12 protein-coding genes are annotated in these 13,891 nt (G+C 69.5%); 4 read left to right on the top strand and 8 right to left on the bottom strand.

The annotated features are described in order from the left end of the window. Position 1: 1 nt before the first annotated feature. From ACF3NH_RS10070 to ACF3NH_RS10085, 4 genes are all read right to left on the bottom strand, one after another. On the bottom strand, positions 2-793 hold the full coding sequence (locus ACF3NH_RS10070) for an ABC transporter ATP-binding protein (protein ID WP_198365486.1): 792 nt from the start codon (positions 791-793) through the stop codon (positions 2-4). 11 nt (positions 794-804) lie between these two features. Further along, entirely contained in the window at positions 805-1,626 is an 822-nt protein-coding gene (locus tag ACF3NH_RS10075; RefSeq protein WP_422922717.1) for an ABC transporter permease, read from the bottom strand. A gap of 4 nt (positions 1,627-1,630) precedes the next feature. Next, a complete protein-coding gene (locus tag ACF3NH_RS10080) occupies positions 1,631-2,611 on the bottom strand; it encodes an ABC transporter substrate-binding protein (protein WP_422922718.1) in 981 nt (326 codons plus the stop codon). A 64-nt stretch (positions 2,612-2,675) separates the two neighbouring features. Continuing rightward, positions 2,676-3,893 carry an MFS transporter gene (locus ACF3NH_RS10085; RefSeq protein ID WP_422922719.1) on the bottom strand — a complete coding sequence of 406 codons (1,218 nt, stop codon included), beginning with the start codon at positions 3,891-3,893 and terminating at the stop codon, positions 2,676-2,678. Between the two features lie 73 nt (positions 3,894-3,966). Here ACF3NH_RS10085 and ACF3NH_RS10090 point away from each other — a divergent pair, with 73 nt between their 5' ends. From ACF3NH_RS10090 to ACF3NH_RS10105, 4 genes are all read left to right on the top strand, one after another. Next, a complete protein-coding gene (locus tag ACF3NH_RS10090; protein WP_198365490.1) occupies positions 3,967-4,980 on the top strand; it encodes a substrate-binding domain-containing protein in 1,014 nt (337 codons plus the stop codon). Between the two features lie 589 nt (positions 4,981-5,569). Continuing rightward, a complete protein-coding gene (locus ACF3NH_RS10095) occupies positions 5,570-7,168 on the top strand; it encodes an ABC transporter substrate-binding protein (RefSeq protein WP_422922720.1) in 1,599 nt (532 codons plus the stop codon). Between the two features lie 39 nt (positions 7,169-7,207). Beyond that, entirely contained in the window at positions 7,208-8,041 is an 834-nt protein-coding gene (locus tag ACF3NH_RS10100) for a polysaccharide deacetylase family protein (protein ID WP_422922721.1), read from the top strand. Between the two features lie 88 nt (positions 8,042-8,129). Further along, positions 8,130-8,816, top strand: coding sequence for an SDR family NAD(P)-dependent oxidoreductase (locus tag ACF3NH_RS10105; protein ID WP_422922722.1), 687 nt, complete (start codon positions 8,130-8,132; stop codon positions 8,814-8,816). 38 nt (positions 8,817-8,854) lie between these two features. Here the strand turns inward: ACF3NH_RS10105 and ACF3NH_RS10110 are convergent, their stop codons facing one another. From ACF3NH_RS10110 to ACF3NH_RS10125, 4 genes are read right to left on the bottom strand one after another with little or no spacing between them, the layout of a single operon-like run. Further along, positions 8,855-10,213, bottom strand: coding sequence for an LLM class flavin-dependent oxidoreductase (locus ACF3NH_RS10110; protein WP_422922723.1), 1,359 nt, complete (start codon positions 10,211-10,213; stop codon positions 8,855-8,857). A gap of 23 nt (positions 10,214-10,236) precedes the next feature. After that, positions 10,237-12,093: a dipeptide ABC transporter ATP-binding protein gene (locus ACF3NH_RS10115; RefSeq protein ID WP_422922724.1), complete on the bottom strand. Its 1,857-nt coding sequence runs from the start codon at positions 12,091-12,093 to the stop codon at positions 10,237-10,239. Further along, on the bottom strand, positions 12,090-12,944 hold the full coding sequence (locus ACF3NH_RS10120) for an ABC transporter permease (protein WP_198365495.1): 855 nt from the start codon (positions 12,942-12,944) through the stop codon (positions 12,090-12,092). The genes ACF3NH_RS10115 and ACF3NH_RS10120 overlap by 4 nt, the downstream gene beginning before the upstream one ends. Beyond that, complete coding sequence (locus ACF3NH_RS10125) at positions 12,941-13,888, bottom strand: ABC transporter permease (protein ID WP_422922725.1); 948 nt, start codon at positions 13,886-13,888, stop codon at positions 12,941-12,943. The genes ACF3NH_RS10120 and ACF3NH_RS10125 overlap by 4 nt, the downstream gene beginning before the upstream one ends. Positions 13,889-13,891: the final 3 nt, after the last annotated feature.

Genomic DNA, 13,891 nt, shown 5'->3' on the forward strand with positions numbered 1-13,891 from the left:
CTTAGGCGAGGCGGGAGGCGGCGATGTGACGGGTCACCTCCTCCTCCACATGGTTCCACACCGCGCCCTTCAGCGCGGCGTATTCGGGCGAGGTCTGCACGGCGACGCCGCGTGGGCGCGGCAGCGGATTGTCCAGGATGGCCTTGATGCGACCCGGACGTGCCGACATCACCACGATGCGGCTGCCCAGGATCAGGGCCTCGTCGATATTGTGCGTGATGAAGACGATGGTCTTGCCGCTTTCCGCCTGGATCCGCAGCAGCTCCTCCTGCATCACCTGCCGCGTCATGGCATCCAGCGCGGCGAAGGGCTCGTCCATCAGCAGCACTTCCGGGTCGGCCGCCAGGCAGCGCGCGATGGTGACGCGCTGCTGCATGCCGCCGGAAAGTTCCGCCGGGTAGTGCTCGGCGAAGCCGGCCAGCTGCACCATGCCGATGAAGCGCTCGGCCAGCGCGCGGCGCTCGGCGCGCGGCACGCCGCGCATGCGCAGCGGGAATTCGACGTTCTGCCGCACCGTCTTCCAGGGGAACAGCGCATAGGACTGGAAGACCATGCCGCAGCGCGGCTCGATGCCGGTGATCGGCGCGCCGCGCAGCAGAACGCGGCCGCTGCTGGGCGGGGTGAAGCCGGCGAAGATGCCCAGCATGGTCGACTTGCCGCAGCCTGAGGCGCCGAGCAGGCAGAGCAGCTCGCCTTCCGCCACCTCCATCGAGAGGTTGCGCACCGCGACCAGCTCGTTGCCGCCGATGGCATAGGATTTGGAGACGTTCTCCGCGACGAGAATCGGTTGCATCCTGTCGTTCCTCAATGCCGCCGGTGGCGTTCCCAGGGCAGCAGCGCGCGTTCCAGCCGCGTCGCCACCAGATCGGCCAGCAGCACGGTCAGCGAGATCGCCACCATCCCCACGAGGACCTGGGTCATGTCGCCCCAGTCCTTGCCTTCCCAGATCATGGCGCCGAGCCCGTTATGGGCGGCGACCATCTCGGCCGAGAGCACGCAGGACCAGGCGATGGCCAGCGTCACCTTCAGCCCGGCCAGGATGCCGGGCAGGGCCGCCGGCAGGATCACCTCCCGCATCACCGTCAGGTCGCCGGCACCCAGGTTGCGCGCGGCGCGCACCAGCAGCGGATCGACGCGGCGCGTCGCCTCATGCGTCGCCAGCAGGATGTAGATCCAGCAGCCCAGGATGACGATGGCGACCTTCTGCGTCTCGCCGATGCCCAGCCAGAGGATGGTCAACGGGATCCAGGTGATCGAGGGCAGCGGCCGGAGCAGGGAGATGAAGGGCGTCAGAACCGCGCGCACCGGGCCGCAGACCGCCATGGCGATGCCCAGCGGCACCGCGATCAGGGCGGCGATGGCGAAGCCGGCGAAGACGCGGGCCGAGGAGGCCAGGATGGCCGCCACCAGCTGGCCGGAGCCCAGCAGCCGCCAGGTGGCCTGCGCCACCTCCACCGGCGAGGGCAGGAAGAGGCGGGCGACCATCCCGGAGGCGGTGGCGCCCCACCAGCTCAGCAGGAAGAGCGCGACGGCGACGGCACCCAGCAGCGGCTGGCGGATGGTGCCGGCCAGCCTGGGCAGGCGCGGCGTGGCAGCGGGAGCCCGCAGGCTCAGCGGCGCGGCCATCGGCTCACTGCCCCGCATCGATGAAGCTGTCATCGGCCCAGCGCGCAGTCTCGGGCCGCGTCGGCAGGCGCCCGGCCTCGTGCAGCAGATCGGCCAGATACTGCATCTGCTCGGTATGGAGTTGCATGTGGGCCTTGCGGCCCTCGCTGCCGTAGAAGCGGAAGTCGCGCAGCGCCGCGGTCAGCTGCTCCGGCGTCTGGCGGAAGTGGTGCGCGACGGCGGCGGCGGCCTCTTCCGGCTTCGCGATGGTGAAGTCCGCGCCTTTCAGGATGGCCAGCGCCAGTCCCCGCGCCTGGGCCGGCTGCGTCCGCACCAGTTCGCGCGAGATGATCAGCACATCGGGCGAGGCCATGGTGCCGAAGCGGTGGAAGATCGCCGTGTCACGGTCGGTGCCGAGCAGCTTTCCGTCCGGAGCCGCCTGCTTCAACCGGTCCAGCAGCGGCTGCCAGACACAGGCGGCCTGGATGTCGCCATGCGCCAGGGCCGGCGCCATCTCGGTGCCCTGCAGGCTGCGGTATTGCAGGTCCTTCAGCGCCATGCCGGATTCCGCCAGCAGACCCATCAGCGTCACCTCGGCCGAGGCATTGGCGGCGACGGGCTTGCCGCGCAGATCAGTAATGCTGGCGATGCCGGGCCGCGCCCAGCAGCCTTCCTGCCCGGGTGCGTCATCGACATTGCCGAAGAAGGAGAAGCTCTCGTTGCCGCGGGCCATCTCCGCCAGCACGGCGGTGCGGCCCAGATTGCTGAAGGCGGCGCTGCCGGCGGCGATGGCGCGGATGCGATCGGCGGAGTTGACGATCACCTGCAGCCGCACCTCCAGCCCCTGCTCGCGGAAGAAGCCCTTCTCGATGGCGACCAGGATGGGGACCTGGCCGGTCCAGGTGACGGAGCCGGCGAAGTCCAGTCGCGGCAGGGTCTGAGCCTGGGTGGGGGAAGCGTGCAGCAGGCCGAGCAGCAGAAGGAGGGTCGGGAGGCGGAACCGCATGGCTGGTCTCCTGGAGAGATGCGGCGAGCCTATCGAGCCGGGCGCCAGCTTTCAATGAACCGGTTCATGAAATGGCTAATTTTTTTGCAGCCGCGCGCCGCTGCCGGTCCAGCAGCAGCAGCAGGAGCGGCGCCGCCCAGGCCGCCAGCATGCTCAGCCCCGCCAGAAGCCCCATGCCGAGAAGCCGTCCCTGTGCATCCTCAACCAGGAGCAGGGCCGAGACCCCGGCCCCTGCCGCCTGGGCCAGGCTGGTCACCGCCGCCGCCAGACACTGGTAGGTCAGCCGGTCCTCGGGCCGGCTGAGCTGGGCCGCGCTGGCCTGGGCCACGGTGCTGCGCGCCAGCTGCCCCGCCAGGACCAGCCCCAGCAGCGGAACCGCCAGCGCCGCCCCGGGCGACAGCAGGAAGGTCCAGCCCAGCAACAAGGTCAGTCCCCCTCCCACCGTCAGCGCCGCCGGGAGCGCCCCCAGCCGGTCCATGGCCCAGCCGGTGGCCTGGGTGGTGCCCAGCGCCAGCCCGCCGCCCAGCAGGTAGATCAGCCAGAGCCGCGTCTCCTCCACGCCCAGGTTGCGCAGCGCATAGGTGCCGAGGTGCGGCGAGATCAGCAGCGTGCCGAAGGAGGCACTGGCGATCAGGGCGAGGCCGGTCAGCCCGATGGGCTGCCGCAGCAGCGCCATCATCCCGCCGGGCGAGGGGCGCGGCGCCGATGCCCCGGCCTTCGGCCCCGGCAGCGCCGCCATCCCCGCCAGCGACAGCAGGCAGAGCGCGGCCAGCGCCAGGAAGGAGGGGCGCCAGCCCCCGTCGGCGACCAGCGCCAGGACCATCGGCAGGCCGAGCACCAGCGCCAGCCCATAGGCGGACACCACCAAGCTGACCGCCTGATTGCGCCGTGCCGGAGCCACCATCTCCGGAATCAGGGCGAGGACCGCCGCCAGCAACGGCCCCGCGCAAAGCCCGGAAAACAGTCGCGCCACCAGAAGGGCCGGGAAGCTGGGCGCGAGCGCCGCCGCCGCCGAGCCCAGCCCCAGCCCGGCCAGCGCCCAGGCCGCCACCCGCCGCCGCTCGCAGCCACCCAGCAGCAGCGCCGCCAGCAGCCCGCCAAGGCCGGCCGCCAGCGCGAAGACCAGGCTCGCCAGCGCGGCCCGCGCCGCCGGGATTGCCAGATCCTCGGCCAGGAAGGGGGCCAGTGGAAAGGTGATGACCGAGGCCAGCGCATTGACGAAGGCCACGGCGCCCAGCAACACCAGGGGCACGAGGCCGCGAAGGCCGCTCGGGGGGCGCATGGCGGTGTTTCCGTCCGTGAGAGTGACATGATATGAACCGGTTCATTATAGGGCGGTCAAGCAGGGGGCGCCGGTGCCGACGCCACGGGTGAAGCTGAAGGATGTCGCCCGCATGGCCGGGGTGGCGGTCGGCACCGTCTCCCGCGTGCTGAACGACAACCCCACGGTCGCCGAGCCGATCCGCTGCAAGGTGCACGAGGCCGTCGCCCGCCTGGGCTACCAGCTGGATCCGGTGGCGCAGAGCATGCGTGGCAACCGCAGCCGGCTGGTGGCCTGCGCCATCCGTGACTTCGACATCCCCCGCTTCGGTACATTCATCCGCGAGGCGGAGCAGGTGCTGCGCGTCGCCGGCTACACGCTGCTGCTGTCCAGCACCACCAACAGCCCCGCCGTGGAGGTCGCCCTGCTGCGCGCCTTCGAGAGCCGCAAGGTGGAAGGCGTGATGATGACCGTCAGCGACGAGCGCAACGCCGAGGTGCTGGCGGCGCTGGCGCGGGCGCCCATGCCAGTGCTGGCGATCGATCGCGACCGGCTACCCGGCATCGACCGTGTGGCGGCGGACCATCGCAGCGGCGCCGTGGCGGCGATGGCGCATTTGCTGGAGCTGGGGCATCGGCGCATCGCCATGCTGGTGGGCGATACCCGGGCCTTCCCCTCGCGCAGCCGGGTGGAAGGCTTCCGCCAGGCCCTGGCCGCCGCCGGGGTCGCGCCGCAGCCGCGCCTGCTGCGCGACCGTGTCCTCACGGCCGAGGATGCCTTCCGCGAGACCATGGCGCTGATGAACCTGCCGGAGCCGCCGACCGCCATCTTCGTCGCGGCGATGGACATGCTGGGCGGATGCCTGCGCGCGCTGCGCCAGCTAGGCAGCCAGGTGGGGCGGGATATCTCGCTGGTGGCGGGGTCGGATTCGGAGCTGGCGGAACTGCACGAGCCGCCGGTTACCGCGATCTCGTGGGACCTGGCGGCCATGGGGCGGCATGCGGCCACCATGCTGCTGGAACGGATGGGCTCGGCCGAGGTGGAGGTCGGCCGGTCGCTACTGCTGCCGACGCAACTGGTGATCCGGCGCAGTTGCCGGGCGCCGTGACATCCGGGCCATGCCGAGAGGATGTCGCGCCGCTTGGCCGCCCGCGAGCTCGGAAGGCGGCAAAGATCTGCCATTGCAATCGGACGCCGCCGGATGTGAGCGCTGCGTGGTGGCGCGACAAGCGTGTCGCCGGAGTGGCCAGGCGCCGGCCCCGGCTGAAGCGCCGCCATCGCCGATGGCGCCTTTGACCGCGACAGGGTTACGGGTGCCGCTGCCGGGTCAACAGGGCTTCGAGCTCCTGCCACCCCCTCCCGGCTGGCTCCGCGGTGGGTGGTGAAGAAAACCTTCGGCCGGATGACCCGCGGACACCGCCCTGGTTCGCGATCAGGAACATTGCTGCGATATCTCCGAAGCGCCGTGACCCATATCGGCATGGGTGCCCCTGCTTCAGGCGAGGATGCCATCCATGGCCATTTCCGAATGGCCGGGCCGCAGAAGGTCGCGACGCGACGTCCGACCAACGTCGCCGGGAAGCTCTCCCGCTTGCTCCGCAGGCGCGGGACGTGGACGATCCCCATCCCAGAACAAGAACCGGGAAACAGGTCTCGCCAGGCGCAACACGGCCTTTCCATGGGTGAGGATGCAAGCGATGAGACACGACACTTGGACGCGCCGGGCGATGCTGGCAACGGCCGTGACGACAGCGGGAAGCGGCATGGCGCGGGCACAGGCGGCGGAGCGGCCGCTGCGGCTGGTGGTGAATGCCGGGCTGCAGGTTCTGGACCCCATCGCCGGCACCTCCTTCGTCACGCGCAACTTCGCCTACATGGTGTTCGACACGCTGGTGGCCATGGACAGCCAGGGTATCATGCGGCCGCAGATGCTGCAGGGCTGGAAGGCCAGCGATGACCGGCTGACCTACAACTTCACCCTGCGCCCGGGCCTGGAATGGCATGACGGCCAGCCGGTGACGGCGGAGGATTGCGTTGCCTCCCTCAAACGTTGGGGGGCGCGGGACTCTACCGGGCGCCGGCTGATGGGCGCGGCCCGATCCCTCCGCGCAACAGCCACGGACAGCTTCGTGCTGGAGCTGGCGCGACCTTTCGGCGGTGTCATCAGCGCCCTCGGCAAGCCCAGCGTGCACGTGCCCTTCATGATGCCCGCGCGTATTGCCGCCAACACTCAACCGACCGAGCCGGTGAAGGAGATCATGGGGTCCGGCCCCTTCGTCTTCCTCAGGAACGAATGGGTGCCGGGTGAGAAGGCCAGCTTCCGCCGCAACCCGCGCTACCGCCCGCGCGAGGAGCCGGCGGACGGTCTGGCGGGTGGCAAGCGCGTCTTCATCGAACGTGCCGAGCTGCTCAGCATGGACGACCCTTCCATGCGCGTGGCGGCACTGCAAGCGAACGAGGTGGACTACCTCGAATACGCTCCCTTCGACTATCTGCCCATCCTGCAACGCGACAGAGGCACGACGCTGGCAAAGCCGGGCGGCATCGCGCAGATCATGGGCGGGCTCGTGCTCAATCACGCGCAGCCGCCCTTCAACAACCTCAAGGTACGGCAGGCGCTGCAACTGGCGCTGGACCAGGGCGGGATCGTCGCCGCGCACGGCCTGCCGGACGGGATGTTCCTGCCGCGCTGCCAGTCCATGACGCTCTGCGGCACGCCGCTCTCCTCCGAGGCAGGCGGCGAGGCGCTCCGGCCCGACATGGAGCGGGCCCGCGCCGTGTTGCGCGAGTCCGGCTACGACAACGAACGGGTGGTGCTCCTGGATGCTCAGACATCCTCGCTGATCCATCCCATGGCCATGGTGGTGTCGGACCAGATGCGCAGGCTCGGACTGAATGTCGATCACCAGGTGATGGACTGGGCGACCGCCGCGCAGCGCTGGCTGAGCAGCGAACCGGTGGAGCGTGGCGGCTGGAGCGCCGTGCCGGTGGTCTATACCGGCTTCGACATGGCGGACCCGCTGGTGAATGTGGGCATCAGCTACAATGGCACCCGCGCCGCGCCCTGGCTGTATGACGACGCGGCGCTGACACCGTTGCTGCGCGAGTTCGAGGCCGAGCCGGAGGACAACATGGAGCGGCGGCGCGCCCTGGCGGCCGAGATGAACCGCCGCGCGCTGATCAATGTCAACATGCCGCTGACCGGGCAGTTCTCCAGTCCCGCCGTCTGGCGCAGCGAGCTTCAGGGCGTCATCGACTTCGGCTTTCCCGTGCTGTGGAACATCCGCCGGGCCTGAGTGCCAGGCCATCCGGCAGACCAGAACAAGGACTTTCCCATGCCTCGTCATATCGCCTGCCTGTCCTATGATTTCGACACCTGGTCCGGCTTCGCCGCGCGCGGCATGACGACGCCGACGCCCATCTCGCGCGGCGAGTTCGGCGTCGTCGGTGCGCGCCGCATCCTCGACCTGCTCCGCAGCCGCGGCATCAAGGGAAGCTGGTACATCCCCGGCGTGGTGATCGAGACCTACCCCAAGGCCTGCGCGAGGGTGGTGCAGGAGGGGCACGAGATCGGCCACCATGGCTGGAGCCACGTGCCGCCCGCCGAGCTTCCCGTCGAGGTGGAGGCGGAGGAATTCGCCCGCGCCATCGAGTCCATCCGGCGCCTGACCGGCAGCAAGCCGGCCGGCTACCGCTCCCCCGCCTGGGACCTCAGCGAACGCACCATCGACCTGCTTCTTCGGCACGGCCTGCGCTACGACAGCAGCATGATGGGGCATGACTGCGAGCCCTACTTCGCCCGGCGCGGCGACCGGGTGGCCGTCGACGAGCCACTGATCTTCGGCGAGACGACGGACCTCGTGGAGGTGCCCATCAGCTGGTCGCTCGATGATCACCCGCATTTCGAGTTCTTCCGCACCAAGGCAGGCGTCATGCCCGGCCTCGCCAATGCGAGCGCGGTGCTGGAGAACTGGCTGGCTGATTTCGAGTACATGTGCCGCACCAGCGAGTGGGGCGTCATGGTCTATACTTTCCACCCGTATGTCAGCGGCCGCGGCCACCGCATGATGATGATGGAGAAGCTGATCGACGGCCTAGCGGGCATGGGGGCCGAGTTCCTGACACTGCAGCAGGTGGAACAGGAGTTCCGCAATCGCCAGGTGGGCTGAGAATGGCGCAGGCATCGCGCTTCTCCGGCCGCGCGGCCATTGTAACGGGCGCGGCGGGGGCATCGGAGCCGCGACGGCGCGCCGGCTGGTGGCCGAGGGCGCCAGGGTCCTGGTGACGGACCGCTCGGCGGAGGTGGAAGCCGTCGCGCGCGAGATCGGCGGCACGGCGCTGCTGCTCGACGTCAACGAAAAAGGGGCGGGGGCGAAGCTCGCCGCCGCCGCGCCGGAGGCCTTCGGACGCCGGGATGCGCTGGCGAACAATGCCGGCATCGGCGGCAGCCGGCCGCTCGCGGAATCCGATGACGACCGCATCGACTGCTCCATCGACACCAATCTCAAGGCGGTGCTGCGCATGACACAGGATTGCCTGCCGCACCTTGCCCGCCCGGGCGGGCGGATCATCAATGTCTCCTCCATCTTCGGCCTGGCAGGCTACCCCGGCTCGGCGGCCTATGCGGTGGCCAAGGCGGGCGTCGCGCAGCTCACCCGGCAATTGGCCTGCGACCTGGGGCCGGACGGCATTCAGGTGAACGCCGTCGCGCCGGGCATGATCGAGACGTCAATGACGGCGGATCATCTGAGGGATCCCCGCTACCTGGCCAACATGCTCACGCCGACGCCGTTGCGCCGCAGTGGCAAGCCGGAGGAGATCGCCTCGGTGTTCGCCTTTCCGACGTCCGACGATGCCTCCTTCGTCACCGGCCAGGTGCTGGTGGTGGATGGCGGCTGGCTGATCTCCCGCGCCGCGCTCGCCCCCGAGGGAGAGCCCGCATGAGGCGCCATGGCTTTCCTCGCCACCAGTCTCGCCCCTGGTTACTTGGCGGCCGAGGCCGCGGCCTGCCGCGCGGCCACGTGGCGATTCACCGGCCATTTCAGTCCGAGATTCTCCCGTAGCGTACGGCCCTCATAGGCTGTGCGGAACAGCCCGCGCCGCTGCAACTCGGGCGTGACGAGCTCGACGAAGTCCTCGCAGCCGCCGGGAAGCTGATTGGGCGTGATGTTGAAGCCGTCGCAGGCACCGCGGGTGAACCAGTCCTCCATCACGTCGGTCACGTCGCTGGCGGTGCCGATGACGCAGGAATTCCCCTCGCCCGCCATCTGCCGGCAGAGCTGGCGGATCGTGAGGTTGTGGCGGCGGGCGCGGGCCAGGATGCGCTCGGCGGCGCTGCGCACCTGCGGCTCGCCCCGCGGCTCCGGGACCGGCCCATCCAGATCGTGTCCGGTCAGGTCGCCGAACTCGTTGTAGACCCGCGCCAGCCCGACCAGGGGATCGAGCAACTCCTGCAGCCGGTCGAACTTGGCCTGTGCCTCCTCGCGCGTGCGACCCACGATCGGGCGCAGCGCCGGCATGATCTTCAGCTCGTCCCAGTCGCGGCCATGCCGCGCCAGCCGGCCCTTCACGTCGTCATAATAGGCCTTGGCATCGTCGATGGTGTCCTGTGCGGCATAGATCACCTCGGCATGGGCGGCGGCAATGTCGCGGCCCTGCCCAGCGGCGCCGGCCTGGAACAGCACCGGGCGGCCCTGCGGCATGTCCGCAAGGTTCAACGGTCCCTTGACCTTGAAGTGCTTGCCGACATGGTTGAGCTCGTGCATCCGGTCCTCGTCGTAGAAGAGGCCGGATTCGCGATCATAGATCAGCGCCCCGGGCTCCCAGCAGTCCCAGAGACCCTTGACGACCTCCACGAACTCGGCGGCGCGCTCGTACCGCGTGTCATAGTCGAGATGCCGGTCGCGGTTGAAGTTGCGACCCTCCGCATCGGACCAGGAGGTGACGATGTTCCAGCCCGCGCGACCCTTGCTGATCAGGTCCAGCGTGCCGAACTTTCGCGCGATGTGGAATGGCTCGTTGTAGGTGGTTGAGGCGGTGGAGACGAGACCTACATGCTTCGTCACCATCGCAAGCGCGGGAAGCAGCGACATCGGCTCCATCTCCGCAAGCTCGAAGCCGGAGCGGGCGAGCGAGCCGGGCGGCAAGTCCTTCTCGCGGATGGCGATGCCATCGGCGAAGAAGACCATGTCGAACAGGCCGCGCTCCGCCGCCTGGGCCGTGCGGACATAGTGCTCGATGCGCAGCGTGCCATCGGCCGGCACGTCCGGGTGGCGCCATGCGGCGGGGTGATAGCCGAGGCCGCGCATGGACATGCCGAGCCGCATCTTTCGTTTCTGCATACGAGATCTATCCTTTCTGCCTGTCAGGTCGGCAGCGAAACCGGCTGCGGCCGGGGTTCCAGCGTGGGAATGGCGGCGATCAGCGCGCGGGTATAGGCCTCGCGCGGGGCACCGAAGACGGCGGCGGGGGAGCCGCTCTCGACAATCCGCCCCTGCCGCATGATGGCGACGTGGTGCGCGACATGCCGCACCACGCCAAGGTCATGCGAGATGAAGAGGTAGGAGGTGCCATGCCGCCGCTGCAGCGCCAGGAGTTCGTTGAGGATGGCGGCCTGCACGGAGATGTCGAGCGCGGATGTAGGCTCGTCACAGATCACCAGGCGCGGATGGCCTGCGAAGGCGCGGGCGATGGAGACGCGCTGCTTCTCGCCGCCCGACATCTCACGTGGATAGAGATCGAGGTAGCGCTCGCCGAGCTTCACCGATTCGAGCTGCTCGATGACGCGTCGGCGCAGCGCCCTGCCGGCGAGGCCGCCATAGAGCTGCATCGGCCTGCCGACGATCTCGGCCACCGTGCGGTGCGGGTTCAACGCCGCATCGGGGTTCTGGAAGACGAACTGCACCGCCTGCTGCGCCGGTCGCGGCCGGCGCTGCACCAGCCGCTCCAGCACTGCCTCCTCAAGGCGGATATCGCCTGCCTCCGGCACGATCAGCCCGGCGACACAACGTGCCAGGGTGGACTTGCCCGAGCCGCTCTCGCCGACCACCGCGAGGGTCCGCCCGGCGGGGATGTCGAGCGTCACGTGATCCACCGCGCGCACCGGCGCCGGACCGCGCAGGAACGGGAGCGCCGAGCGGCCGCGGAAGCTGCGGCAGAGATCCACCATCTGCAAGCGGGGCCGGCCTTTCACCGCCGTGGTTACGGCCTCCTCCTCCATCAGCGGTTCCGGCGGCAGGCGCTGATGGATCTCGTCCTGGAAGTGGCAGCGGCTGTGATGCGTGCTTCCGGCGTGCCCAGCGGCATCCAGTTCCGGCATGACATCGTGGCAGGTGGCTTCGGCGATGGCGCAGCGGGGGGAGAAGACGCAGCCGACTGGCGGTGCGCGCAGGTCCGGCAGCCGGCCGGGAATGGCGGCAAGCCGCCGGCGTGGCCCCCCGATCGCGGGCATGGCCCGCATCAGCGCGACCGTATACGGGTGGCGCGGCGCGCGCAGCACCTGATGCGTCGTGCCCTCCTCGATGAGCTGTCCGGCATAGAGCACGCCGACCCGGTCGCAGACCTGCGCGACGACGCCCATGTTGTGGCTGATGAACAGCACCGCCACGCCGGTCTCGCGGCGCAACTCGTTCACAAGCTCCAGGATCACCGCCTCGGTCGTGACATCGAGGCCGGTGGTCGGCTCATCCATGATCAGGAGGCGCGGCTGGCAGGCGAGCGCCATGGCGATGACGACGCGCTGCTGCTGTCCGCCGGAGAGCTGGTGTGGGTAGCGGTGCGCGATCTCGGAGGGGTGCGGCAGATGCACTCGCTCCAGCAGCGCGACGGCACGCGTCCAGGCGGTGGACCTGTCCGCGGCCCTGTGCAGGCGGATCGCCTCGGCGATCTGCTCGCCGACCTTGATGGCCGGATTGAGCGCGCTCATCGGGTCCTGGTAGACCATGGCGGCGGTGCGGCCGCGCATACGCGCCAGGGCCGGCTCGGAAAGGGTCATGATGTCCTGGCCATCCACCCGCACCGTGCCGGTGGCCTGGCCCTTGATGTAGCGCATCACCGCATAGGCAACGCTGCTCTTGCCGGAGCCGCTCTCCCCGATCAGCCCCAGCGCCTCGCCCGGGGCAATACTGAAGGAGACGCCGCGCACGGCGCGCAGCGGGCCATAACTGATGGAGAGGTTGCGCACATCTAGGAGGGGCGGAGCGAGCTGGCCTATGGCGTTCACCGCATCCTTCCTCCGCCCGGCAGGGCAAGCCTGTGGCGCAGCCGCTCGCCGAGGAGCACGGTACCGATTGAGGCGAGCGCGATGGCCAGGCAGGGATAGATGACCAGCCAGGGCGCGATCTCGATGAACTGCTGTCCGTCCTTCACCATCAGCCCCCAGGCCGGGGTCGGCGGCGTCACGCCGATGCCGAGATAGGCCAGCGAGGCAGCCAGCAGAATGCCGGATGTCACCCGCAGCGAGAAGTCGACGACGATGATGGGCAGGACGTTGGGCAGCAACTCGCGGAAGAGAATGAAGCGCCGGCTCTCGCCGCGCGAGCGGGCGGCCTCGATGAACTCGCGGGTGGCGAGATCCACAGTGATGCTGCGAACCAGCCGGGCCGATCGTGGCCAGAAGACAAGGGCGATGGCAGCGATGACATTGATCGGCGCGGGGCCCAGCATGACCACCACCAGCATGGCGAGAATCAGGCCGGGGAAGGACATCAGCGCGTCCATGATGCGCATGATGGTCTCGTCGGCCGCGCCGCGGAGGTAGCCGGCAGCCAGGCCGGTGACGGTGCCGAGCATGACGCCGAGCGCTGCGGCGGCCATGGCAAGCAGCAGGGTGGGGCGGGCGCCGGTCAGCACGCGGGAGAAGACGTCACGGCCGAACTCGTCGGTGCCGAAGGGAAAGGCCAGGCTGGGCGGCTCCAGCGCGTGCAGCGGGTCGAACTCGGTCGCCGAGAGCGGCGAGAGCGAGGGCCCGAGGACCACCAGAACAGCCATGCCCAGCACGATGAAGGCGCCAGGCAGATCGCCCGGCCGGATGCCAGGGACGAGGCGGCGGGCGCTCGGCGCAGCCCCGCTCACGCCCGCAACCTCGGTGTCAGCAGCAGTGCCACGACATCGGCCAGGAGATTTCCGATGCCGTAGGCGGCGGCCACCAGCAGGACCGTGGCCTGGATGACCGGCACGTCGCGGTAGCTGACGGCGTTGGTGACCAGCTGTCCGAGCCCCGCATAGGAGAACAGCGTCTCGACGACTACGAGGCCGCCGATGACGTAGCCTAGATACATGCCGATCTCCGTGATGGTAGGCGGCAGCAGGTTGGGCAAGGCGTGCTTCAGCACCACGCGCTGGAAGGGCACCCCCTTCAGGATGGCGGTGCGCACATAGGGGCTGGCCATCACCTGGATCATGCTGGCACGGGTGATCTGACTGATGAAGGCCAGCATACCGGTGATCAGGACGCAGACGGGCAGCACCAGCGCCTCCGGCCTCGCCAGTGGGTTCTCGTTGGGATCCATCAGGCTGGTGCCAGGAAGAACCGGAAGCCAGATGCTGAAGGCGAGGATGGCGAGCAGGCCGATGACATACTCCGGCAGGGCATAGGCGCCGACGGCGATGGCTCCGATGAGGCGATCGAGCAGCCCGCCCGGCCGGAGTGCCGCGACGATGCCGAGGGCGACAGCCAGCGGCGCCGCGATGGTCAGCGTCAGCAGGCCCAGAATGGCGGAGTTGCCGAGCCGTCCCATCAGCAGGGGCGCGATGGGCTGGCCGTGCTGCAGCGAAGTGCCGAAGTCACCTTGCAGCAGGGCAGTGAGCCAAGTGAGGTAGCGCTGGGCCAGCGGCTCGTCGAGGCCAAGGCGCTCGCGCAGTGCCGCAGCCTGCTCCGGTGTCGCCATGTCGCCGAGTACGGCGGTCGCGACGTCGCCCGGCAGCACGTTGACGATGCCGAAGGTCAGCAGCGACACGACCAGCAGCACCACCGCCAGCAGCAACGTCCGGCGGAGGATGAAGCCCAGTGCCTGCATCGG

It is taken from the genome of Pseudoroseomonas sp. WGS1072, assembly GCF_049340465.1.
Lineage (GTDB): Bacteria > Pseudomonadota > Alphaproteobacteria > Acetobacterales > Acetobacteraceae > Pseudoroseomonas.

Bases quoted from the DNA above. Each gene is read 5' to 3' on its own strand.
- ACF3NH_RS10070 (WP_198365486.1), bottom strand. From the start codon at position 793: ATGCAACCGATTCTCGTCGCGGAGAACGTCTCCAAATCCTATGCCATC.
- ACF3NH_RS10075 (WP_422922717.1), bottom strand. From the start codon at position 1,626: ATGGCCGCGCCGCTGAGCCTGCGGGCTCCCGCTGCCACGCCGCGCCTG.
- ACF3NH_RS10080 (WP_422922718.1), bottom strand. From the start codon at position 2,611: ATGCGGTTCCGCCTCCCGACCCTCCTTCTGCTGCTCGGCCTGCTGCAC.
- ACF3NH_RS10085 (WP_422922719.1), bottom strand. From the start codon at position 3,893: ATGCGCCCCCCGAGCGGCCTTCGCGGCCTCGTGCCCCTGGTGTTGCTG.
- ACF3NH_RS10095 (WP_422922720.1), top strand. From the start codon at position 5,570: ATGAGACACGACACTTGGACGCGCCGGGCGATGCTGGCAACGGCCGTG.
- ACF3NH_RS10100 (WP_422922721.1), top strand. From the start codon at position 7,208: ATGCCTCGTCATATCGCCTGCCTGTCCTATGATTTCGACACCTGGTCC.
- ACF3NH_RS10110 (WP_422922723.1), bottom strand. From the start codon at position 10,213: ATGCAGAAACGAAAGATGCGGCTCGGCATGTCCATGCGCGGCCTCGGC.
- ACF3NH_RS10125 (WP_422922725.1), bottom strand. From the start codon at position 13,888: ATGCAGGCACTGGGCTTCATCCTCCGCCGGACGTTGCTGCTGGCGGTG.